Source organism: Streptococcus sp. HSISS3, from assembly GCF_000448605.1.
Lineage (GTDB): Bacteria > Bacillota > Bacilli > Lactobacillales > Streptococcaceae > Streptococcus > Streptococcus raffinosi.
In genome coordinates, this window is the sequence record NZ_CM002130.1 from 2,072,963 (window position 1) to 2,097,720 (window position 24,758).

The following is a 24,758-nucleotide window of genomic DNA, read 5'->3' on the forward strand; positions in this document are numbered from 1 at the left end:
GTTGTTTTTCTGCTAGTCATATGATAAACCTCCGGAATAGGATTGTAATCCTTTAGTTCTTTATGACTATTATACCTGAAAACCCATTGTCTGATTTGTTCATGACTTCTTAGCCCAAATTTTCTAGCTAATTCTTGAAGGGAACCTTCTCCTGTTAAATAGGCTTCAATGCATTTTAGCTTAAACTCTGTAGAATAATTTTGGTTATGCTTTAGAGACTTTAGCCCCTCGTGCCCTTGATATTGATAGGCTGTAGCCCAGTCTTTAATAGTACAAGGATTGACCCCAAACTGACGAGCTAGTTGAGAACAGGAGGCTTTACCTTCAAGATACCAGGTAACAGCCCTCAGCTTGCCTTCAAAAGAAACCTTACTTTTTCTAGACATAATAAAAATCCTACTTTCGTAAACAGTACTTTATGTATTTTTACTGTCTACTTAAGTAGGACTATATCACAATGCCTCCAAAGATTGCTAGCAACACATAAAAAGCAATAACTGTTAACATATTTGCCAAATATGCAAACCAGTAATCTGAACGTGTTGAACGTCCCTCAAAATCTACGTAGCCTTTCCAAAACTTCTTATAAGCTTCGATCATAATAAAATCTCCTCATTTTTTGATACTTATAGTATAGCAATAAAAAAGAATTTGACAAATTGACTAAAAAGCAGCCTCGCAAGGCTGTTAAGTCATTATTATTGTTGTGGATTATTGAACTGGTTGAAAGGAAATTCTATTTTTGTGGGTTGACAAAACAAAACCAACAGAACGATATCGCCTATAACAGGCGCATAGCGTAAGAAAATCAATGCCCAGTGAAAACCGGCATCACGTAAGCGACGCACCTGAAGGGCAAAAGATGGAATATAGTTAGCAAAGAAATATACCATTGCAAGCCCATACAATAATTTAAAAATAATATGATAATGACTACCTGGACTATCAAATACAATGGCAACTATAACCACGGTAAATAAAATGATAGTTACAATCGCATTCGCTAAAACTGCCAACCAATAGTCTGAGCGGCTTGAACGTCCTGTAAAATCGACATAGCCCATCCAATACTTTTTATAAGCTTTAAACATGGCAAAATCTCCTCATTCTTGATACCACCAGTATATCAGAAGACCTGTCGTCTAGCAAACTAACTAAAAAAGCTCCTTCCTGGAGCTTGATGGGTTATTCTCTAATTTGTCCTTGGCCATTAATATAGAACTTGGTTGAGGTAAGGGCCTCCAGTCCCATTGGACCTCGGGCATGCATCTTCTGAGTTGAAATTCCGATTTCAGCACCTAGTCCAAAGACGAATCCATCTGTGAAGCGGGTTGAAACATTAACATAGACAGCTGCAGCGTCAACATCGTCTTGGAATTGCTCAGCACGACTAATATCTTGAGTCACGATAGCCTCTGAATGCGATGTCGTGTAAGTGTTAATCCAGCCAATAGCCTCGTCAAGGCTATCTACCACTTTAACAGACATTGTGTAGTCCAAAAACTCTGTCGCAAAGTCTTCTGGTAAGGCTGAAACAGCTTTGTCCATTACTTTCAAAGCACGCTCATCTGCACGAAATTCAACAGCATGAACTTTAGAAATAGCCTTTTCCAATTGAGGTAGGAAGTCTTCCGCAATATCAGCATGAACGACCAGCGATTCTGCAGCGTTACAAACGCTTGGTCGCTGCGTTTTGGCATTGATGACAATCTGTGTCGCCATATCCAAATTAGCATATTTATCCACATAAATATGACAGTTACCGACACCTGTTTCAATGACTGGAACCTTGGCTTTTTCTTTAACCGTTTGGATGAGACGGGCCCCACCTCTAGGGATGAGCAAGTCTACGTACTCAGTCGCCGCCATGAGTTCTTCTGCTACTTCGTGAGAGGTATCTTCAACTAACTGAACGGCATCTGCTGGAATTCCTGCAGTTTCCAAGGCCTTACGGGCTACTGTAACTAGAGCCTTATTCGAATTAATGGCATCACGTCCCCCACGGAGAATGATGGCATTATTGGTCTTGAAGGCTAAGCTAAAAGCATCAATTGAGACATTGGGACGGCTTTCAAAAATCATGGCGATAACTCCCATAGGGACACGCTTTTGTACGATTTTAAGGCCATCGAGATTCGTATAGCCACGCACCACTTGACCGATAGGATCTTGGAGGTCTGCGACCTGACGGACACCTTCTGCTATCCCTGCAATACGATCTTCCGTTAGGAGCAAGCGATCTTGCATGATTTCGGAGATACCATTTTCCTTGGCATTGGCCATATCCTTAGCATTTTCAGTGATAATATAGGCACTTTCAGCTACTAGAGCTTTAGCTACCTGATTTAGAAGGTCGTTTTTGGCTGCTGTTGATAATTTAGCAATCTGACGACCTGCTACTTTGGCCTGTTGGCCAAGTGTATCAATATATGTCATCTTAGTCTTCCTGTTTAAAGAGTGTACCGATTTTAGCTCCTTCAAGGACACGAAGGATGTCACGTGGATTTTCACCGTTCATCAAAACCATTTGGCTATGATTCTCAAAAACCATCTGGGCAGACTTAATCTTACTCATCATACCACCCGTACCAAACTTACTACCAGCACCACCAGCCGAGGCCAGAATTTCCTCTGTAATCTCTGGTACATAGCTACGAAGGGTTGCATCCTCATAGATATTAGGATTCTTATCAAAAAGCCCATCAATATCTGACAACATAATCAGAAGGTCTGCACCTACAATCTTAGCTACGATAGCTGACAAGCGGTCATTATCACCAAACTTAGTCGCATGATCCATCTCATCTACGCTGACAGCGTCATTTTCATTAACGACTGGAACCACTCCCAGTTCAAAAAGGCTGTCAAAAGCGTTAATGGCATTAGAGAGACTCTCAGGATACTCAACCACATCTCGAGTTAAAAGAAGCTGAGAAACCTTAGTCTGGTAATGTGCAAAAACCTGAGAGTAGAGGCTCATCATGGCAACCTGTCCAACACTTGAGACGGCCTGCTGCTTACCGACTTCTACCGGCCGCTTGTCAAGGTCTAGGACATTAAGACCGAAGCCCATAGCACCAGAAGATACCAAGACGACTTCAATCCCCTTATTATGCAGGCTGGAAATCACAAAAGCCAGTTGATCGATTTTTTCAAGATTAATTTTTCCTGATGGCAAAACCAGAGAGCTAGTCCCGATTTTGATAACCAGGCGTTTTACTGAGTCAAAATTTCGTTTCATATTTATGATTATACACTAAATTCAGGTATTTTAACATATTAATGTATAAGTTTGCATATAAGGAATTGTCATAAAAAGAGTCCCTCCTATTTGGAAAAACTCTTTAAACAATTTAGTCTAAGCAAAAAACATAGCTCTAATGCGTTTCCAACGCTTACGGTCTCCAAAAAGGTAAACCATTAGGGCAATTAAGGTTAGAACCACAGCTGTTATCGCATTAACTGCAAAGGCTATCCAAACCTTGCTGACAAAGAAGACAATACCTCCTAGCAAGGCAGCAACGATGAGGGTAAAAATGAAAATTCCCACAAAAAGCCACTGTCCACCACCTCGATTAAAGAGTTGGGTGACTTCCTGCCAATTCAATTCCAACAGTTTAAGGTCCCTCTCGAAGAAATAGCCTCCTAGCAGATAGGTCGAGACAAGGAATCCAAGGATGAAACTAAGGACTAAAACGGGATGAAGGTGAGCAAGGAAAAGCAAGCCAAGTCCTCCTAACAAGAGGGAAATACCAACTTGCAAGCTATAAAATAGCCAAAACTTCTGACGAAGGTAGTCACCCGTATTGATTGGCAAACTACGAATAAAATCAAAGTTTGTCCCCTCCAAGGAAGTCGCCACCCCTAGAAAACTGGTTGGTTGTGCTGAAAAGAAACCAAAGGCCATCCCGATTAAAAGCAGGAGTCCAAAATAATCCGGTCCTAAATCTTTCAAAAAGACTGCTCCACCACCCATCATAACCATATATAAGATTGGCACCATATAGGTATTAATAATAAGGGTTGGATTTCCCAAGGTAGATAAATGGTGACGAACCAGGACCTGTCGCTGGCTACGAGTCACAGTCTTGGTCTTTACCTTACTAGCTTTTTGACTATAGAGGGCCTCGTGGAAATAGCGAGGCATTCTGACCTTATAAAACCAATAGGCTAAGAGGAGCACCAAGGCAAGAGGAAGGTAAAGATTTAGGAGGGCCTCCATAGACAGCGGGGCAGTTACGAGATCATAGTAGCCTCGCAAGTAAGGGGATAAAGGAAAATCGGCATGTCCAGCACCCTTAATATAACCATTTATAAAACTAACCAACATAATAGGCAGCATGAGTAATAGGGTTGATAGGGTCATCAGGATAGTCGAATAGAGCTTTTGACGAGAGCTACGAACAATCAAAGTCCCAATGCTGTTGGCGAGAAGGACTGACAGAACGAGATTGACAAAAAGACAAAGGACAAAGGCAAATAGCCCTACAAGTATCCCCAGTGGACCAATAAATTGCCAGTAAGCTAAGATGAGCAAGCTAAGAAGTGGAACCATAAAAGTCATCCCAGTCATAAAACCTGATAAGGTCTTGGCCAAAAAGACTTCCGATGGTTTCAAAGGTAAGGGCAGATAGACCTTGCTATCCTTACTGTCATAAAAGGTGCTATAAAGGGCGGTGAAAGTCTGAACTAGTCCCATAACCGTAAAGGTCAAAAGATACAAGGTTAAGACACCAGGGTTGGCCTTGTAATCAACACCGATAAAAAGGTAGCTATAGAGCACCGTAAAAAGAATTAAAATCAAGAGTTGCTGCCTGAGCATGGCATTTACAATGGAGAAATTAGCTTTTTTCTTTTTCTCCTGACGTTTCTGAAGGCTAGTGACAGCTTGAGGATTCGCATAGAGGAGATTGATTTTAAAAAGCTCCCAAACGTGGTTCCAGTTCATGACTACACCTCCTCGACCTTGCGTCCAACCATTTCTAGATAGATGGATTCTAAATCCTTGTCAGGGTACTTAGCTTTCAGCTCAGCTAAGGAACCTTGGAAGATGAGTTTTCCTTTCTTCAAAATACCAATGCGCTCACAGAGTTGCTCAGCTACACTCAGGACATGGGTTGAGAAAAGGACGCTATTTCCCTCCTTGGCATGATGACGCATGGCTTCTTTCAAATCATAGGATGCCTGTGGGTCCAAACCTGTCAGAGGCTCATCCAAAACCCAAATCTGTGGATTAACCAAAAGAGCACCAATAACAACAACTTTCTGACGCATACCGTGTGAGAAGGAAGAAATGAGATTATAGCGATTTTCAGTCAAATCAAAGGTCGTCATAAGGGCTGTTAAACGTTCCTCAACCTGACTAGCTTCCAAATCATAGATACGTGTCAAAAAGTACCAGTAGTCATTGGCAGTCAAATTTAGAAATAGGTCCGGTGAATCTGGTACATAAGCGATTTTTTTCTTAATAGCATCTCGGTGCTGACTAAGAGCCATATCGTCAACATAAACCTCTCCGTAGCTGGCCTCAATGATAGATGTCAAAATAGAAATGGTCGTGGTCTTTCCAGCACCATTGTGGCCAATCAGGCCAAAAATTTCCCCATCACGAATCTCTAGATTAAGATCTGAGAGGGCATCCTTATCCTCATAACGCTTAGTCACTTGTTCAAATCGAATCATCTTTTATCCTTCCTTGAGCACTTATTTAATCATAATGCCATTTTGTTGTTTTTATTAGGGTTAAAATTAGATTTATAAGCTTATTTTTCATAAACAATAACTTAAAAACCGCTAAATAAAAGATTGGATAGCGTTTTCCACTAATTTCTCATTTATTGTATCATTTCAAAGGTACAATTTCAAGAAAGTCTTTGATATTACTTCCTGTTTTTGCATTCATCCTTTGATAATGATAGACTTATAGTATTTAGTATCAAGAGGGGTAAAGCACTAATGCCAACTGGAATTATCATCAATTCGCTATCAATTATATTAGGAGGAATCGCTGGAGGGCTCTTCGGCGACTATCTCAGAGAAGACTTCAAGGAAAACCTTAATCTCATCTTCGGTCTAGCCTCTATGGTTATGGGGATTAGTGCTATTATGAATATGGTTAACATGCCTGCCGTTATCTTTGCGGTAGTTATCGGTACTATTATTGGACTGGCCCTAAAGTTCGGAAACCTCATCAACAAGGGAGCTGGGCTTATGGAAAAAGGCTTGTCCAAAATTACGCCAAGTAAGCAAACCGGACTGGCTCACGATGAGTTTTATGCGCAACTCTTGACAGTAATCGTCCTCTTTTGTGCAAGTGGGACAGGGATTTACGGGAGCCTTGAGTCTGGGATGACAGGCGATGCTTCTATCTTAATTTCCAAGTCTATCCTAGATTTCTTCACGGCTATGATTTTCTCTTGTAGTCTGGGTTACATTGTTTCCATGATTGCCATTCCACAATTCATCATTTTTTTCCTCCTCTTTGTGAGTGCTGGTTTCATTCTCCCTTTGACGACAAAGGCTATGATTGGAGATTTTAAAGCTTGTGGAGGCTTCCTTATGATTGCGACTGGTTTTCGTATTATGAAACTTCGTCAATTTCCAACCGCCGATATGATTCCAGCCATGATACTGGTCATGCCGATTTCCTGGGCCTGGGTGAATTGGGTAGTGCCTTTGATTAGTTGATGTTACGATTAAAAGGAACAAATACCGTCAGTCTAGTACCGGCGGTTTTTGTCTGTATTTACTGTCATTATGGAGTTCATCTATTAAAAACTAGTAACACTTATGCTGTTTATTTCTAATTTTTCTAACCTTGTTTAGATTAAGATGAGTTTGTTATAATAACCTTCGTAGGTCTAAGCGACCTACAAGATACTTTTTTCATAACCGTTTCCATCCTCTAATATTTTAATGAACTTACAATACTGATGGAAATTTATCGGAAAGACTGGTGGAGACACCGGTCTTTTTTACTTGGTTTGGGAGACAAAAACCATTCTCTCACTATGAAAGAATGGTTATGCAATAACTTATACTTATACTTCTACTACTTCCAAGTCTTTGCCTCCTAGAAGAATAAGGTATTTATCGACCTTGTCCACCTGGTAGGCTTGACTGAGAGCCTTGGCATAGAGGCTCATTTGGCCTGTGTAGCGCTCTTTAATCTCACTTGGGTGAGTAAAGTAGTCCGTCTTGTAATCAAAGAGGACAATTCGATTTTCAAGAAGGAGGTAGCCATCGATGATACCACGGACAACAAAATCTTCTTTACTAGCGGGATCTTCTGCCAACATGGCAAATGGTGCTTCACGACGCAACTTACCACGGTTAGCTAGAATGAGCTTCCCAAGTTCGGTGTCAAAGAAGCCTAGTAGCTTTTCTAACTGCACACGCGCCTTGACTTGGTCATCAGCAGATACTCGCCCAAGAGCTTGAGTCAAGTCTTGGAGGGTCACAGTATCAGAAAGAATCAAGCGTTGCATGAGTTCATGGGTAGCAGAACCAACCGCAGCTCCTGTAACTTTCGTTTTTTGGCCAAAGTCTGGTAGCTCAAAAGTAGTGGATGTTTCAAGAGGTTGGACTTCCTCTTTCTTGTCCATGATATCTACACCTTCTGTATCCATAACTGTTTCGTAGAAAGTCTTCAGCTGACTTGGAGTACGCACCGATGGTAGGTCAATTGCTGGTGCATAGAGTTGGTTGAGTTTTTCAACGCTTTCTAAGACCGTTAGGGCACGCTTAATGTCTTCCGTCTGGCGATTGTTAGATAAATCATCAGCATTTACTGCTGCTTGAACTTCAACCTGTCCAATAGCTTCTGGGGTCAACTCCTCAGCCTCAACAAAGCTAACAGTAAACTTGAGGTCCTTTCTCATAAAAGCAGTATCCAGGGCCATAATCCAGTCCTGATAAGTAGATAGTTGGTCTCTCAGAACTACTGGTAGGCGATTATTTTCAACATCAGTGCCATATTGCTGGGTTAATTTTTCCTTACTACCCTTCCCAACTAGGTAGAGCTTTTGCTCTGCACGAGTCATTGCAACATAGAGCAGACGCATCTCTTCAGAGATACTTGCTCGGCGCTCTTCCTTACGATTTTCCTGAAAGGTTAGGGTCTCCAGAACAACATTTAACTTGGGCAAATTGGTGTTTATCTGGTCTTTAAGGTCAGCTAGGTACTTAATGCCAAGTCCTTTTTCACGGTTGATAATGTACTTACCACTCAGTCCATCCTTGCTGTGACCGATGAACTTGCGATTCATCTGCAAAACAAAAACATACTTAAACTCCAGTCCCTTAGCCTTGTGAATAGTCATGAGGCTAACGGCATTTTTAGGAACCAAGTCTGTCACTTCTTCTAGGTCGTTACCGCTAGAAATGATCTTATCAATCATACCGATAAAACGAGAAAGTCCCTTAAAGCCGGTCTTTTCATAGGCATTAGCACGCAAGGCAAGGGCGTAGAGATTAGCCTGACGTTGCTCGGCTCGTGGAAGGCTACCAACATAGTCGTAATAGAAACGGTCGTTGTAAATCTTCCAAATGAGGTCATAGAGCGAATGCCACTTACTGTAATCACGCCAATCTGCCAGAGTCTCAGTGAAAAGAGTCAACTTGGCATCAAGTCCTTGCGTCACGACTTCCGGATGAAGCCCTGTTTTAGTGCAAGCTACAAGAAGCTTGTCATAGAATTGTCCTTCGTCAGCCTGGACAGCAATACGAGCCAAATCATCCTCGTTGAAATGAAACATTGGTGAACGAAGGAGGGCAACCAAGGCATAATCGTTAAGAGGATTATTGATAGCACGAAGGGTGTCCAACATAATCATGACTTCTAGTGACTCAAGATAACTTGACTTGTACTCGTCAGGAACCAAGGGAATTCCGTGCTCCTCAAAGCTCGCCATCAAGTCCAGATAGGTGTTACGGGTTGGTGCTAGGAGGGTAATGTCCTCAAAACGGACTCCCTGCTCGTGAAGTTTAATGATTTCTTTGATAACCAAAGAAATCTCACCACTGCTGATAGGTTGATCAGGACCTTCCTCGTCAGGATTTGCACCGGTTTCATCACTATTGTAAATCAGAACCTCAGTCTCATTTTCAGGATGGGGCTCTTTTTGCTTCTCGCTACCCGCTACCAACATATGCGTCTTGTCATAAAGGATATCCCCGATTTCCTGGTCCATGAGGTGTCTGAAAACACCATTGGTCGCATCAAGAACTTCAGATTGGCTACGGAAGTTCTCTTTAAGGAGAATCAGCTTACCAGCATCTGGATTGTCAAGGAAGAGCTGAAACTTGCCATTAAAAATCTGAGGGTCTGCCTGACGGAAACGATAGATGGATTGCTTGATATCTCCCACCATGAATCGGTTGTGACCGTTAGAGAGGAGCCCCAACATGCGCTCTTGGGTATGGCTATTGTCCTGGTACTCATCCACCATCACTTCATGGTAACGGTCACGGTAGCTGGCTGCCACCTCAGGATTTTCCTCCAAAATACGGATGGCGAAGTGGGCAATATCTGAGAATTCAAAGGCATTTTCCTGAATCTTGGCCTGTAAATACTGGTCTGAAAAATCAAGTACAAAGGCCTGAAGCAGCTCTAACAGAGGCAGGATGTCATCATTATGCTTGGTCAAAACCTCGAGGACCGTTAGTTGGGTATCAATCTCACGCAACTGGGCCACAAACTCATTTTTGGTCTTGTTGTAAGCTTCCTTGTAGGCCTTGAGTTCCTCGTCTTTAGGACGGGTCATATTTGTCAAGCCAGTCCCTCCTGACAGAGTCAAGAGTTGTTTGAGCAAGTCCTCCATATCGGTTTGGTCATTGGCCAAGGCTCCCTCCAGAAGGCTAATGGCATCTGATACATTATTCAGATACTTGGCCTTGGCAAATTCACGCTGAGCTAGGCCTAGATGGTCACTCAAAAAAGCTAGAAAATCAGCAATCAAGCCATCTTTGAGACCCTCTAAAAGATCGGCTTTAGCTTGTTCTGGGTTAGCTTCTACTTGTCCTTTCAAGAGATTATGACGTAGCCATTTTTCAGGACCTGCAGTAGCCTGAGAAAAGCTATAGACATCGTAAACTAGCTCACGAAAGGCCTTACTGGTCTTGCCACTTCCAGCAAAGTTACGGACTAATTTTTGGAAAAGCTGGGCATCCTTTCCCTGCATGTAATCGTTGAAGAGATCGGCATAAACTTCATTTTTCATCAGTGTCTGCTCGGCAGGGTCCGTCATGATGCGGAAAATAGGTGACACACCGAGGAGATAGCCAAACTGATTGACCAACTTCTGGGTGAAGGCATCCATGGTTCCAATATCAGCCGTCCCAATCTTGGCAATCTGGTCTGAAAGAAAGGCACGTTCTTCATCTGTCTCTACCTGTCCCAGCTGCTCTGTCAAACGCTTTTCCAGACGCTCTTTCAACTCACCTGCAGCCTTTACCGTAAAGGTTGAGATAAAGAGCTGATCAATACCAACGCCACGTCCAATCATATCAAGGATACGTTCAACCATGACGAAGGTTTTTCCTGACCCAGCCGAAGCTGATACCAAAATATTAGTACCATTACTGTAAATGGCTTCAATCTGCTCAGGTGTTAACTTACGTTCCTTGTCAGAAGCTGCTTCTTGGGCAATACGTTCCTTAATCTCTGCTGGACTTAAAAAAGCTTTAGTCAACATGGTTGTCCTCCTGGTCTTTTTTGTCTGCTTTTACAGCTTTATCAGCGGCTGAAAAAAGGATGGTATTTTCAGCAACTTGCATCTGATTCTTATCCTCAGCTTTTGCCATCAACTCCAAATAGGCTTCCTTCTTACCCTTTTTTGGTAAACGTAAGAGCTTCCTAGCCTGTCCCATGTGGCGGTCAGCCTCAAAATGAGTAATAGCCTTAATCTGATCCCCTTGAACAGACTTGCCATCCTCAGTATAAGGATTGACTGCAAAATTCCCACTTCGGATAATCTTCGCAGCACCTGTAAAGAGTTTAAGATTATAATCCAACAAGGTCTCTAAGTCCTCCTTGTCATAGGTGACAGTCTTTTGTAAATCATAGTTTCCACCAGCCAGATGCTCTGTTTCTGAAGCTACAAAGAGCCCCTTATAGGTCAATTCCTTATGAGCCTGAGCTGCTAGCTTATCCAGACCAAACTGGGCCAGATTAAGCTGTGGATCCTGCATGTGAAGATACATGGCCCCAAAAAGCTGGTCAGCATCAACCTTATAGGTTTGGCGGAGAGCCTCCAGATAGGTCACCAATTGCGGACTAAGGCCATTGTAGAATTTCTGAATGTCAAAGACATTTTTACCTGATTTGTAGTCAACGACACCCAGAGCCCCATCCGTTAAACGGTCCACTCGGTCAATAATCCCTGTAATCTTGATGCTATTTGCTAAAAGCAAGTCAAACTTGGCTTCCTCACGCTCAACCTTAACCGCTGCATTGTCACGCAAAACACTGGCAGTTGAACGGGCGATATCTTCCAAAATCTGACGAGACAAGCGGCTCTCTTGATCCTCCGTATAGAGAATCTCAAAGGGTTGCTCCTGATTGGTCTGACTAATAGCCTTTTCCAGTTTCTCGTCGAAGTTTTCTGACGAAGAATCACCCATCACACGCTCAAAGACACGGTGTAAGTAAGTTCCGTGGTGTCGGGCGTCCGGATGGATAGATTCCAACTCTTCAAGTTCCAAAACATAGCGCAAGAAATAAAGATACTGGTTGTTATAGAAGGTCGTCAGAGCCGAAGCTGACAATTTAAGTGGTTCTTCTCCCGGAAAGACCAGCTGCATGACCTGATCATCGACCTTGGTTGTCGTCACATCGTCAATTACCTTTGGAATCAAAACCTGTTCCTTATCAAGTCGCTTACGGAGATAACGCACGGCAACTGACCAAAACGTCTGCGTTTCCTTGTCCAAATCAGTATCTAAATGACTACTGTTAAGGGCAATAACAGTCGATAGTAGGTCCTTATAGTTCCCAATCTGGTCACCCTTAGCTTCAAAACGGTTGCGTCCCTTCTCAAGCAACGGAAGACCAAGGTCAATGATTTCCTTCAAATAAACCGACATGTCATCCAGCGTCTCATTAAGAATTTGTGGCTGACTGAGCACCAATTGTTCACTAGCGGCATTGAAAAGCGACATGGCCACGAAATGCCCTCTCTGACTGTTGCTCTGCGTGACAATATCCAAACTCCTGTGCTCATCCGTTGCCTCATTGATACGACTGCGTTCCTCATCAGACAAGAGACTCTTATTTTGCCCGACCTTAGGAAAATGTGACTGAGTCATGCCTAAGGCAAAAACATAAGGAGCTGAATGTGGTTGAATCAAATCGTATTTCTTCACATTGACCACATCAACAGTGGCTGGAACCGTACGGTAATCACAGGCCAACATTCCCGAACACAAAATAGACAAAAAGTCGTCCACTGACAGTGTTTCTTCTCCAAAAATGGTCTCAACCTGCTCCAAGAGTTGGGTGAAAGCCTTCCAGACCTGTTCATTCTGTTCTTTTTCAGCCTCACTGGCCTTGGCGGTCAAAGCAGCCATCTGACTTGGCACTTGCACAGTCTCTAAAAAGGCCACAAGTTTCTTGAGTAGACTAGAACCCTTTTGTTTACGACTATTAAGCAACTTGTCCAGAGGCGCTACCAGTTGTGACCGCAAGGCATTGATACGATCCAAATCATACTTATCACGACTATTGGCCGTAAAATCAGACAAGAACTTGTGACGCCCCTTGATATCTGCAAAATTGACATAATATTCAAAAAGGTCCAAGTCCTCCTGAGTAAATCCACCATAAAGACCAGATTTTACAAGGTTAAGCAAATCCTCAGCACGATAATTATAGCGCTTGATACGCTCTAGCGAATCCACAAACTGCACCAAAGGATGGCTGGACATGGTTTCTTCCTTACCAAAATAATAGGGAATGTCAAATTTTCGGAAAATCTGACCCACTTGAAGCTTGTAACTCTCCTCATCACCAAGCAAGACTAAGATATCCTTGTAACGTTTGCCATCCGCTAGTAACTGACGAATACTCTTGGCAACCTGAGCCACTTCTTCCCTTTGATTGACCACTTCCCAAACTTGCAGAGCTTCTTTGTCCTGATCAGTCAGCTGTTCATCTATGGTACTAAAATCATGACGACTCTCCAAAAGGTGACTGATACGTGCAAAAGAAGGATTGCCCTCCTTGTCCGTCGTTACATAATCTGGTGTCACCTTATAGGTCTGAGCTAAAGTCCTCAAAAAATCCACTGAGGCCTGATAAACATTGCCATAGACAAAGTTAGCCTTATAGGCTTTTTGACTGGCATAAGTCCCAATAACAATCTGATGACACTTCTCATTCAAGAGGGCAATCAGAGCTTCCTCCTCAGCTGAGAAACGGGTAAAGCCATCAATGACCAAAACCATATGGCTCAATGCCTTATCTAAATGTCCCGAGTTAATTTCCTCAAAGAAGGAGCTAAGCTTGGATTGATTGTCAAAATCTCCTGCCAACAAAAGGTCTTGAGCCGCACTGAAAATCTTTACCAAATCCTCCTGCTTCTCTGCTTGGTCCAAATACTGCAAATCCAGAATCGTCATATTGGCCTGTTGCAACTCTTTGTAAAGATCCACCAATTGGTTAATAAAATTACTATCCTTACGCAAACGACCATAAACCTTGAGCTCATCATCACCCATGTGCGACAGCACCTTATAAAAAATCATGGCCAGACCGGTATCATCCAACTGGGTTTTAGGATTACTCGTATTGAGAATAAAATACCTAGCCATCTGTGTAAAACGAGTCACCGTAATCTCAAAGGATGCTGATTGAGGCAGGTACTCCAAGACCTTACGCTCCTTCTCAAATGACAGGGCATTAGGAGCAATATAAAAGACTCTCTTTCCCTTTTGAGCATGGCTGGTCGCCTGCTCCGTCAGAATTTCTGTTAAATCCTGAGACATATCCGTATAAAGTAATTTCATAAGACGTCCCTTTCTTATCTATCTGCCAGTCGTTGGGGCTAAGCAAAAATTATCATTTACTTAGCACTAACAACCATTAATCCTTGCTATTATAACACAGAATCAAGCAACAATCAGAACCCTCCCTTGTCACCTTTCTCCTCCAATGTCCTAAGCTTCAGACATAAGCACAAGCACGACAGCAAAGAGCCCTCCTTTATGATCCTATAGCCAAAAAAAGAGCCAAATCCTTTGATTTGACTCAAAATCTTTATTTAAAAATTAATTCCTGTTTAAAGAGGTAATCACCACTACTTGTTACCAAGTTGGCATCCCCATATTTCTTAAGAATATCCTTGGCCGAGTGGAGGTTAAGTCCAGAGGTCTTCTTCTGATTTTCCTCCTGCATAATAGCGTCAAGGTCAACTCTTTCTTCCTGCGTTCGATTTTCCATGACGAAGTGGTAGCTTCCATCCTTATCGTGTTGGTGAAAACTAAAACTGATTTGAGCGGTTGGTACTTGCTTGCTCTCGTCAATCGCATTACTAAAGAAAATAGACACTAGCAAGGTTAAATCAACCACATTCATAGCAAATCCCTTGATTTCCTCAGGAATGTCACAGGTCACTGGAATATTATTACGTTTAGCCTCCATCATACGAGCCGAAAGAAGGCTACGCAGAGGTAGAGAATGAATATTTTCCAGCTTAGGATTCTCAACGACACGGAAACGTTCAAACTCCTTGGCACTCTCTCTTAAAACATTTTGATAAACCTGTTCAGCAAGAGCCTCTTCCTGATCACGTACTTCTTCCGAAAATTGTTCCACAACCGTCTGATAAGACTGCCTGTATTGTAACAACTCATTATAGAGAACATCGATTTTCTGATTAGCCTTGGTCAAACTATTCAAATGCCTTTTTTCCTCCATAGCCAAGCTCTCTTCCAGATATTGCCTAGACAATTGATTGAGGTGGGCAATAAGAAAAATAAAGGCTATTGCTGACAAGAGAACCCAGAACATACGCAGCCGCAATTCCAACTCTGGAGAATAGAACGGAAACCAAACATCCAAATTCATGCAAAGATAGATGCCCAACAAATAAATCGCCATTGCCAAGGCAACACGTCGAGAAATCTGAATATTGTGGAGAGAATCATCGCTATAGACCTTCCAACGTTTCAAATCCAAGCCCAAAAAACGGTTAAAAATGAAATAGAGTGGCAGAATCATACTATAGGTCAAGAGATAAAAGAAAGCATTACTCCCCACCTCAGCTATAGGAATATTCAAGAGAAGCGGGAAAAAGAAAAGTCCCAATAAACGAAAGAGTAAATCCGATGTCACCACCGGAAACAAGGTATGAAAGGCATACTGCGTTAACGACCAGGTCTTCCCCTTGGCAAGAACTGCCAAAATCATCAGAAGAAAGACATCCACAACAGTCGTCAGATTCGTAATATTGTATTGAATAGCCACATCAAGCAGGGCCAAAGTCAAAAATACCGTCCAGGAGATACGAATATCCGTCATCCGCCTGAAAATGATACAGTTAATTGTCAGCGTCAGAATAATCTGGACAGCCAAAAAGGCATCTGTATCATAAAGATTTAAAAAATTAATTCCTAAAAACGATTCAAACATTTAATCTCTTCCCCAAAAAAATTTCCAATGACTCGTTTAGTATTCAAATTGCTGTCTATAAATCAACTTGTCATCCTTAAAACTAAACTTAGATTGAGGATAACGTTCCATAATATCCTCAAGTTGTTCATTCATTGACAAGCCTTCTTCACCTTCCTTATAAGCTCCCCTTGCTTCACCTTGACCAAGAGTCACCTCTACAGAGAGAACCTGCTCCTCACCTTTTTGAAAATACGACAGGCGAACTAAGCACTCTTCTTGACCATGCGCTTTTAGCAAGGCATTGTCCAAGAAAGTTGACAAAACCCCCGATAAATCCACCACATCAATATGAACTGGTGAGATAGGATCCGGAATTTCTAGGATAAACTCAAGTCCCACAGCGTGAAACTCCATATACTTACTCTCAATCACAGACCGTAGCAATTGAGAATGGATATTGGAAATATCTGGTATAACTTTTTTGAAAGGAACTTCCTCCTCAGATAGACTCTGAGAATCCCCTTCTTGACTAGTTGCCAGAACAGTCTTAACCTTTTTAGGCACAGCTACCTTTGGAACACCATCACGGTAAAGTTCCTGATAAAGGTGAAGGATATGCCTACTAGACTCCTGCAAACTTTGGAAATGACGTTCCTGTTCTTCCTTCAACTCTATAAAAAGTTCATCCTTAACCCATTGGTTGGCATAAGACACGACTAGGAAGAAGGCCCCTGTAGCTAATAAAACAACCAGCTTAGCATAATTGTTAACCACTTCCACAGGCCAGATAGTAGCGAAATAAGGCAAAAAATCATTTAAAAGGCCATATGACAGAAAAGCAAAGCTAACCCCGATAACAATCGGAGTAAAGTGCAAACGTAAGCGTTCCTTATCTTCAACTTGCAAATAGTCATAACCAATAAAACGGTGAATCAAAAGATAGAGTGGGTAGGTAGCTACCACACACATGAAGGTCGTTAGAGGCTCTGGAATACGACTGACCAAATCATCCCCTAAAAGCAGAGGGAGGATAAAAAACGAGAGTCCCCGCATGATGATGTTAGTCGTTCCCCAGGCATAGAAGCTGTTAAATACTGGCTCAATCCACGGCAAATCAGGACGTTTGTAATAACTAAAACAAAATAGAATGAGAGGATTAAGCAAAAATTTGAATCCTATAGGAAGAATTGGTGTCAGAACAACTGAAATAAGGCCACCAACTAAAAGTAGCCGCCAAGAAACCTTAACTCGACCGGCCACATTGAACATCAGGTAATTCACCAAGAAAACCAAGAGTGTATCAATAACTATCAACCATTGTAAGTCTTTTAAGACAGCAAGCAGCCCTTCTACAATAGAAGTCATTCTTTTTCCCCTTCCCTTAACATGAATTAAGAAGCTTTCTCAGAAAGCATCAATACAACACTACTCATTATATAGCTTTTTAGAAGTTTTCACAATAATTAATTTTTAAAGAAAGTCTATGAAACATCTAATAATCCAATTATTCATGTAAAAAGAGCTGGCTTATTAAATTAAAGTTACAAATGTAACATAAAAAGTTGAGATAATTTTATCTCAACCTGTTAATCCCTGACATATTCCTTTAGAAACTTTTTTAAATGAGTACGGACGTCTGCGACCTTCTTAGAAGTTCCAAGACTAATTTTTGAGCCTAAGATCTCAATAATTCCGAGTGGCTGAAAAAATCTAATTTCAGCCACTTTACTCACAGCAGAAAGTTTCTTAGAATGCTTGCTTTGCTGGCATAAACCATGATAATTGACGTTTTTTAATCATGTGCCATCGCCAATTGTAATTAATAGACAGTCAGTCTACGTTTTCAATCTTATCTCAAGCTTGTAGCTTTAATAGACCTAGTCAGCCTTATAGTAGAATTGTTTGGCATCTGATTGTGGTGAGGCTGACTGAGTAATCAAGATACGATCCTTAGTTTTGTCCGAACCATCCACAAATCCCTGTACTGTCGGTAGAGTTACCCCCTTAGGAACAAAAACAATTGCTGCGCCCGAGATTCCCATCCTCAAACTTGATGTCACATAGCCATTCTCAAGTTTAACATTCGTATTTTCAACAACATAACTTTCAGGAGCTGTTAAATTATCCTTCGAAAACGTTAAACTTTGTCCATTTCCATTCTTCCAAGTACCTTCAAGGCTTTGGAAGTTATTGTCCTTAATAGCAGTAACATCCATGCCAGTTTGCTCAGTCTTAGCGTCTGTCTTTGATTCTGTCTTAGCTTCTGAGGAGCTTGACGAAGTTGATGTTGATGATGTTGTTGAACTTTGTGAAGAACTTGATGACTCTGAGCTTTCAGACTTACCAGCGCTAGAATAATGCTTGAGCAACTCTTGGTAGGCCTCTTGCATATCATCTGGTGCTACCTTATAGGTCTGAACAGCCTTCTTATCGTAATTGCCAATCCAGTAATTAGTCACATAATAAACGGTACCATTAGAACCTAGAACAATTTGGTAAGAGTCCTTGTCTTGATCAACCAAATCCTTATAGAGCTTGTTATAGCCGTTATAATTGCCACCCGTCTTGTCATCAGCTGAAAAGTCCTTGAAGAGGGCTTTTTGTTCCGCATCATTGTCCTCATACATGGCATGTTTTTTATCCTTCAAGGTATAGAGACGGAAGGATGACGTTGGGCTATAGTCTGCAGTCTTACCACTATTTTCATTAATTCCAAGGGCAAAGGAATCAACCCTATTTTTATAGTCCTTGAAATCATAGTTTGAAGCTTCTTTACCATTGACGATACCACTAGGAACACCTGAGATATTTTCATAACCATCCGCATTAATGAGGTTGGCTAAAATAATGATGTTTTGGCTACTGCCTTCTTCTTTAGGTGCCTTAAACGAAAGGAAGGTCGGGCTACCATCGTTGACCTTGGTGATGCTATCAAAACTGCTTTGAACCAAGACGGCATCTTTAGCATAGTCAGACTGATAAAGCCATTTCCCAAAGGCTTCCGTGATGGACTTGATGTCCTCAGTCGAATAGTCCGCAACATAAGTGGTTTCCTTATCACCGTTGACATCAGTCTTGGTCTTGATATCTGCATCTGGCTTGCTGGTATCGTTCGAAGACGTACTTGAGCTGGCATCACTACCTGAAGAGGAACTGCTTGATTCCAAAATATCCTTAATGATACTCTTAACCTCACTACTTGAAGAAGTTGATGAAGCCTCGCTAGACTGAATGACTTCAGAGCCTCCTTCAACCTGAGTATAGGTATCTGAATCGGTCATTTCAACCTTAGCGTCACCCCCAGGCACCATACTTGGTGTGATACGGATAGTGCCGTCTGAGTTTCCGTCATTTCCGGCCAACTTAAAGCTCAAAGAACGGTCTTCGCCAGCTTGGGCATTAGCCTGATAGGTATCCCCAGTCTCCGTATTTTTGACTTCGTATTTGTCCCCCTTGACCTTGCGAACTTCAAAACGTATCTTATTTCCTGTCTTCTTGTCAACCACGGTTGTGGCATAAACCCTAGAAGAAGACGTAAAAGCCGTGCTCTGAGTGTATTTTCCAAGTACCATGAAGACCAAAAAGACAAGTAAGGCCAAACCGATAAACTTTTTATGTTTAAATTGTTTCATAAGGTCCTCCTAGATAAACAGATAGCCGACAACATAGCCAAAAAGAGCGATACAAATCAAAAGCAAAATTTCTAAAACTAAAAACCAACTAAACTTGAGATCCCCCAAACCAATCTTAGACAAGACTTGTCTGAATTTGGACTGTTTCTGTCTGCTCAAACCACTAGAGAGGGCAAAGCCAGACTTAGCAGCTTCTGCCACTTCCTTATCACTTGGCTTGCGACCATGCTGCACTTGGAAATCAATCAGCCATTCATCATATTGTTGCATTTATTTCTCCTTCTTCTGAAGTGTGACGAAAAAGAGTAGGGCATAAACCAGACAATGAAGCACCAAGGCCCACCATTGACCCCGGAAATCACCTGTAGACCCTTGAAAGGCCTCTAGCTGACTCTTGGATACAGGGACACCGTACTTAGCCAAGCTAGATGGTAGGTCTGACAAATCACTAGAAATCCCAAACAGCTTGTGGCCATAACCCAGATAGATAAATTTTTGCACCCAATCAATGGCTTTGGGCAATGATAGGATAGTCCCTGACAATGAAAATTGCATGATACCCACAACAACTGCTAGGATAACAGAGGTAATTTCAGATTTTCCAACTAAGGCTGAGATGAAGAGGGCAATAAAGTGCGAGGCCAAGAAAACCAGGAGCACTGTAATGCCAACTTCCCAACGATAGGAAGAAAAGATATGACCAGCATCTGGAAACTCCTTGTCAAAGTACTTACTAAAGATAGAGTAAGAAAGGATAAAGACAATGGTTTCCAAAACAGCAAAGAAAGCATGAATCCCCATGCTGGCTATGGCAAAGGCCGAACGACTCAGGCCTGAGAAAAAGTCACGGTTGAGAACCGATCGCTCCTTGGAAATATAAATACTGTTTTGAACCACAATCAAAAGACTGGTTGAAAAAAGTAAGAGAAAGAGCGTCATTCGAGTTGTTTCGAAATCTTTCAAGAATCCCTTATCTTGAATGTAGAGGATTAGCCCTTCAAAAGCAATGATGCCTAGAAGAACCTTAACAAAATCCATGTAGTGGTGTTTAAATTTATACCAACTTAATCGTAATGCTGCGTTCATAAGTCTCCCTAAATTTTGTAAATGCGTGTTGAAGCATTGAGCTCTTGATAGACATCTGCGATATTCATGTCCATGTATTTACGAATCATGTAAGGATCGCTGGTCTTATATTCCAAAAGCAACTCTTCATAAGTCCCTGCAAAAGTCGGACGTCCCTTAGACAAGAAAATAATTTTGTCAAAAATAGCCAAATTTTCCGTATTGTGGGTAATAACCACAATAGACTTGTGGGCTGATTTAGCCAAGATTTTCAAGGTCCGTAAGAGATTACGGTCACTAAGGGCATCCAAGCCGGAAGACGGCTCATCCAGAATAAAGTAAGGACTAGGGCTAAGAAGCTCGATACCAATGGATACACGGCGTTTTTGCCCACCAGAAAGCTCGGAAATTCTCTTGTTGGCAAATTCCGTTAAGCCCAAATCTTCCATGATGCCAGCGATGCGTTGCCTTTTAGTCGATTTACTGCTTCCTTTAAGATGGTGGGCCGCATAAAAATCAAAAGTCTCGGACACCTTAAGATATTCCCGAAGCAGATTCTGTTGGGGCACATAAGACCAGGAACGTGAGCCTGCTGTCACAGGTTTTCCATTTTCCAAGATACGAAATTGTTGACAAGTCGGTTTGAGCTGACCAAGGAGAATCTCCGTTAAAGTTGTCTTCCCAGAACCAGAGGCCCCAAGGATGCCGACAACTTGACCAGTCTCCATCGTAACATCCAAATCTGTAAAGAGCTGGTTATCATTTCCCTTATATTTAAAACAAATATGTTCAAATGTTAATTGATTGGTTTCCATTAAAATCTCCTAAGACATAAGTAACATCAGGGCCACAATAAGGACGGCTCCGATGATAAGAACGATAACATTGATGTTGAAGAAGAGAATCAAGCTTAATAGAATCACAAAAGATAGGGCCGCAAATAGGTAATTGTTTAAAGATGACTCTTTAGCCTGAGTCACCCTAACAGGTGCAAAAGGAATTTCCTTTTTAGCAGACACCTCTACCCTCTTAGGAATCGGCTTTTGCTCAACTTCTAAAACCTTTCTTCTAGCTTGTTTGAGTTTTCGATCGTATTGAAATTTCTCATAATCTGAGAAAAAGAGCTGGCGAATCGTGTAAAGTTCGTTGCGCAGACGTTCTCCCTCTTGGTCCAGAGTTCCATTGGTCCAAAGCTCCTCTAGTTCCTCACGTAGAAAGGATAGGGCCACGAAACAGTCTTGGGCCGACATTTCGGGAGAAATACGATTGCTGACCGCTCTCAAATAGGACAATTCTTGTCCTGTCTCTGTATCAATTGCTTTGTAATAGTCTATCATGAGATGAATTTAGCAAAAATAGCTTGAAGTTCTGACAAGTCTTCCTCAACCACTTCTTGGGTTTGACTGACTTGTGCGTTGACTGAGAAGCGTGCCACAACAGTCTTGCTTCTCGGATCAGACACTGTCACTGTAACAATTTGTTCTGAGTCAAAGGCATAAGTAACTTGAGCCAAGAGCTCACCTTTCTGACGTGGCTGTGCAACCTGGCCTTTCACTTCTCCTAAAATCTTAACGGCAAAAGGATTTTCATAATTACCTTCTGTGATACGTAGCTTGAACTTATTCTGTCCGTCTACAACCGCAAAGAGATCCTTAGTAACGGCCAAAGGCAAGACAGAGTTACGAGGAACCACGACACTATTGTAGTAGTCACCCACAAAACTATAGTTCCTGTTAGGGTTTTTCTTGAAGAGCAGACCGATTCCCTGAGAGGTCACATCCTTGACAACAACCCTATCTGTCTCAGTTGTCTTACCGTCCTGATGCTCAGAGAAACTAACCTCATTGTTGACAATAAGATCGGCTAGAATAGATGCTCCCTGTGCCACGATAGTATCTGGATTAAGGTCAAACTTAGGTTCCAAACCACTCATTAAGCGGATCATTTGACGAATCATTGGCATCCGTGTTGACCCACCCACAAGGAGAATATGGTCAATCTCTTCCCACTTCAAGCCGGACGCTTGAAGGGTAGACTGTACCTTAATTTCAGTATCTTTGAGGAGGTCCAAGGTAAGTTCATTGAAAATCGCCTGGGTAATCAAGACACCATAACCTTGACCATTGACATAGTGCTCATAGAGAGCTTGGTCATTAACAGATAGGCTAGTCTTAATTTGCTCAGCCTTATACTGAAGTTGGATTTTTTCCTTCTCAGAAAGGTTGGTCATATTGACCCCTTGTTTTTCCAACTCCTGCATGATGTAGCCAACAAGACGTTTGTCAAAGTCAATCCCACCAAGACGTGAATTCCCGTCAGTTGCCAAAATATCATAAGCATGATCAGCCACGCGCATGATGGTAACGTCAAAAGTTCCCCCACCAAGGTCGAAGACCAAGACATTTCCTTGAGCATTTTTAGTGTGAGCATAGGCAATAGCCGCAGCCGTAGGCTCATTGATAATACGCAAGACGTTAAATCCTGCAATACGACCAGCATTCTTAGTGGCCGCACGTTGGTCTGACGTAAAGTAGGCAGGAACTGTGATGACAGCATCCTTGATGCCGTCTGCTTGACCTATTTCTTGACCAACCACATAAGCACGTTTACGGAATTCATTCAAAACCAAGGCTGAAAGAATAATAGAATTAACACGTGTATGATCCGGTGTGTCACTGGCAATCGGACGACCAATATCACGTTTGAAGTCAAATTTAAAGTTTTCTGTACTTCCGATTTCTGTTCCACGCTCGATAGCTTCCTTACCAAAGGACACATGGTTTTTACCACCGATATTTGAGAAGTAGACCGCTGAACGCAAGACCTGATCGTCATTCGTTCCCATCGGAATAATCTCTGGTACATCTTCACGAACAACAGCCATGACCGAGTTGGTTGTTCCCAAATCAATACCAATTGCTTTTTTTCTCATAACAATTTCCCTTCTAGTCTCATCTTGAGTTTATCTGACTGTCAGTCTTAGCAGGTATTCGCCTAGATTTTTTAATGTCATTTTCGTCACATAAAACGCCAATAGAGTATAGTCATTCCAGTCTAGTTTTTCACTATACTATATTATCACAAATAAAGAGACTATAAAATAGGAAAAGGGGAGTGAGACCGAACAACTTTTCAAAAATTGTTCCTTGTCCCACTCCCCTTGAGTGTCAATTAATCTGATAGACTGGATGAAATTAGAAATATAGGAGATATTATCTCACTAATTGTCTTGCTTTATAGTTCGGAATGGTTTTACTAGTCGCAACTTCTCTCCTAACTTAATCAATCACATTCTCTCCAACATAGATGATTTCTAGATTACCTAAGGAAACATCTCCTTTGATATAGAAATCCTTGCTAGTCAAATTGCTTGGATTTTCCTGGTGTTGAATAGCCGAAAGCGAGTTGTCCACATTAACATGAACTCGCCAATCACTAGGCACATAGAGACTAAGACTTCCCAGAGAAACGTCCACATCAAACTGGGCAGACGGCCCTTCAATACGGCAGTTATCAAAATAGACCGATGCTTCTCCCAGACTTACATCCGCACTTCCATGAGTAAAGTGTTGGTCATTGAGATATTTGGTCACCGTTGAAAAAGTCACATCAATATCATTACCACCATTTTGAGCGTCTGAGCCGGCGGCATAAGAACCAAAACGGTTTTTCGCTTTACCTGAAGGTTTGAAGAGAATATTCAAGCCAATAACTGCAAGGATAGAAGAAAGGATAACGACAGAATTGGATACTGGAAGAAAATGAAACTGTCCATTGAGTGAAAAGAGGGCCAAAACACCATAGATGAAGCCCCAACCAAAGTGGCGTTTCAAAAAACTAGAAAGGGAAAGAACGGCCAACAAGACCACCCAAGCCAGCATCCAAATGCTAATTTCCCATTTTACAAAATAGCCCTGTAAAACTACCAAAGCTGCTAAAAGGATTAAGAAAACCCCAATTAATTTTTTCTCATCATGTTACCTCATTTCGTTTAATCGTTCTTTTAAGACCGGATAGTAGCGTCTTGATACATGAACCTGCTTATGGGTCTGATAGAAATTAACCGTGCTGGTCCCTGAAAAAGACTTCTCTAAAGAATAAATCTGCTTTACGTTGACAATGGTTGATTTGGAAATCCGACAAAAGGCAATCGGAAGCAGTTCTTCTAGCTCATAGAGCTTCTGCTTGACCTCATAGGCCTCGTCCCTGGTATGCCCATAAATCTTCTCCCCATCTGTTTCAAAAAAGAGAATCGTTTCCAAATCTAGAAAGTACTCACTACGATCCTTGTAAAAAGCTAAAGGGGTCAACTTTTGCTTTAAAATGGACTCCTGGAGCCGCGCTATTTCTTCTGTTAATTGAGGAGCTCGAATCAAGATTTCAGGCTCATCCATGGATGGGTCCAGTTCGATGCTAACTTTCATAATACTCCTTTCCTGTCCTTTTGATGG

At 41.8% G+C, this 24,758-nt stretch carries 19 protein-coding genes and 1 pseudogene; 1 reads left to right on the top strand and 19 read right to left on the bottom strand.

The features are described from left to right. The 7 genes and pseudogenes from HSISS3_RS09565 to HSISS3_RS09595 all read right to left on the bottom strand — a co-directional run. A partial coding sequence (locus tag HSISS3_RS09565) for a helix-turn-helix domain-containing protein (protein ID WP_167546247.1) occupies positions 1 to 386 on the bottom strand: 386 nt, incomplete at its 3' end. 70 nt (positions 387 to 456) lie between these two features. Further along, a pseudogene (locus HSISS3_RS11820) lies at positions 457 to 600 on the bottom strand (DUF805 domain-containing protein); the annotation flags it as partial. A 98-nt stretch (positions 601 to 698) separates the two neighbouring features. After that, a complete protein-coding gene (locus tag HSISS3_RS09575) occupies positions 699 to 1,091 on the bottom strand; it encodes a DUF805 domain-containing protein (RefSeq protein WP_021152542.1) in 393 nt (130 codons plus the stop codon). Between the two features lie 94 nt (positions 1,092 to 1,185). Continuing rightward, a complete protein-coding gene (locus HSISS3_RS09580; RefSeq protein ID WP_021152543.1) occupies positions 1,186 to 2,436 on the bottom strand; it encodes a glutamate-5-semialdehyde dehydrogenase in 1,251 nt (416 codons plus the stop codon). Position 2,437: 1 nt separating this feature from the next. Continuing rightward, positions 2,438 to 3,241, bottom strand: a complete 804-nt coding sequence (gene proB / locus HSISS3_RS09585) for a glutamate 5-kinase (protein WP_008535530.1) — start codon at positions 3,239 to 3,241, stop codon at positions 2,438 to 2,440. Positions 3,242 to 3,358: 117 nt separating this feature from the next. After that, entirely contained in the window at positions 3,359 to 4,948 is a 1,590-nt protein-coding gene (locus tag HSISS3_RS09590; RefSeq protein ID WP_021152544.1) for a hypothetical protein, read from the bottom strand. 2 nt (positions 4,949 to 4,950) lie between these two features. Further along, entirely contained in the window at positions 4,951 to 5,682 is a 732-nt protein-coding gene (locus tag HSISS3_RS09595; RefSeq protein ID WP_021152545.1) for an ABC transporter ATP-binding protein, read from the bottom strand. 273 nt (positions 5,683 to 5,955) lie between these two features. On the opposite strand from HSISS3_RS09595, the gene HSISS3_RS09600 reads away from it, so the two are divergent. Next, positions 5,956 to 6,687 (top strand): DUF554 domain-containing protein, encoded by a 732-nt coding sequence (locus tag HSISS3_RS09600; RefSeq protein WP_002889226.1) that lies wholly within the window; start codon positions 5,956 to 5,958, stop codon positions 6,685 to 6,687. Between the two features lie 353 nt (positions 6,688 to 7,040). On the opposite strand, the gene addA is transcribed toward HSISS3_RS09600, so the two are convergent. From addA to HSISS3_RS09660, 12 genes are all read right to left on the bottom strand, one after another. Then, positions 7,041 to 10,694: a helicase-exonuclease AddAB subunit AddA gene (gene addA / locus HSISS3_RS09605; RefSeq protein ID WP_021152546.1), complete on the bottom strand. Its 3,654-nt coding sequence runs from the start codon at positions 10,692 to 10,694 to the stop codon at positions 7,041 to 7,043. Further along, entirely contained in the window at positions 10,684 to 14,004 is a 3,321-nt protein-coding gene (gene rexB, locus HSISS3_RS09610) for an ATP-dependent nuclease subunit B (RefSeq protein ID WP_021152547.1), read from the bottom strand. The genes addA and rexB overlap by 11 nt, the downstream gene beginning before the upstream one ends. A 250-nt stretch (positions 14,005 to 14,254) precedes the next feature. After that, a complete protein-coding gene (locus tag HSISS3_RS09615) occupies positions 14,255 to 15,628 on the bottom strand; it encodes a GHKL domain-containing protein (protein WP_042772003.1) in 1,374 nt (457 codons plus the stop codon). Positions 15,629 to 15,664: 36 nt separating this feature from the next. Beyond that, positions 15,665 to 16,975 carry a Sensory transduction protein kinase gene (locus tag HSISS3_RS09620; RefSeq protein ID WP_021152549.1) on the bottom strand — a complete coding sequence of 437 codons (1,311 nt, stop codon included), beginning with the start codon at positions 16,973 to 16,975 and terminating at the stop codon, positions 15,665 to 15,667. 512 nt (positions 16,976 to 17,487) lie between these two features. Then, positions 17,488 to 19,242, bottom strand: coding sequence for a DUF6287 domain-containing protein (locus tag HSISS3_RS09625; protein WP_021152550.1), 1,755 nt, complete (start codon positions 19,240 to 19,242; stop codon positions 17,488 to 17,490). Positions 19,243 to 19,251: 9 nt separating this feature from the next. Further along, positions 19,252 to 19,512 (bottom strand): hypothetical protein, encoded by a 261-nt coding sequence (locus HSISS3_RS09630; protein WP_021152551.1) that lies wholly within the window; start codon positions 19,510 to 19,512, stop codon positions 19,252 to 19,254. Next, a complete protein-coding gene (locus HSISS3_RS09635; protein ID WP_042767130.1) occupies positions 19,513 to 20,328 on the bottom strand; it encodes an ABC transporter permease in 816 nt (271 codons plus the stop codon). It lies immediately after the preceding gene. An 8-nt stretch (positions 20,329 to 20,336) separates the two neighbouring features. Further along, positions 20,337 to 21,122 carry an ATP-binding cassette domain-containing protein gene (locus HSISS3_RS09640; RefSeq protein WP_021152552.1) on the bottom strand — a complete coding sequence of 262 codons (786 nt, stop codon included), beginning with the start codon at positions 21,120 to 21,122 and terminating at the stop codon, positions 20,337 to 20,339. A 9-nt stretch (positions 21,123 to 21,131) separates the two neighbouring features. After that, positions 21,132 to 21,644 (bottom strand): hypothetical protein, encoded by a 513-nt coding sequence (locus tag HSISS3_RS09645; RefSeq protein WP_021152553.1) that lies wholly within the window; start codon positions 21,642 to 21,644, stop codon positions 21,132 to 21,134. After that, on the bottom strand, positions 21,641 to 23,239 hold the full coding sequence (locus HSISS3_RS09650; RefSeq protein WP_021152554.1) for an Hsp70 family protein: 1,599 nt from the start codon (positions 23,237 to 23,239) through the stop codon (positions 21,641 to 21,643). The genes HSISS3_RS09645 and HSISS3_RS09650 overlap by 4 nt, the downstream gene beginning before the upstream one ends. Before the next feature lie 346 nt (positions 23,240 to 23,585). Beyond that, positions 23,586 to 24,266 carry a hypothetical protein gene (locus tag HSISS3_RS09655; protein WP_042772004.1) on the bottom strand — a complete coding sequence of 227 codons (681 nt, stop codon included), beginning with the start codon at positions 24,264 to 24,266 and terminating at the stop codon, positions 23,586 to 23,588. An 18-nt stretch (positions 24,267 to 24,284) separates the two neighbouring features. Continuing rightward, positions 24,285 to 24,731: a LytTR family DNA-binding domain-containing protein gene (locus HSISS3_RS09660; RefSeq protein WP_008535556.1), complete on the bottom strand. Its 447-nt coding sequence runs from the start codon at positions 24,729 to 24,731 to the stop codon at positions 24,285 to 24,287. Between the last annotated feature and the right edge of the window lie 27 nt (positions 24,732 to 24,758).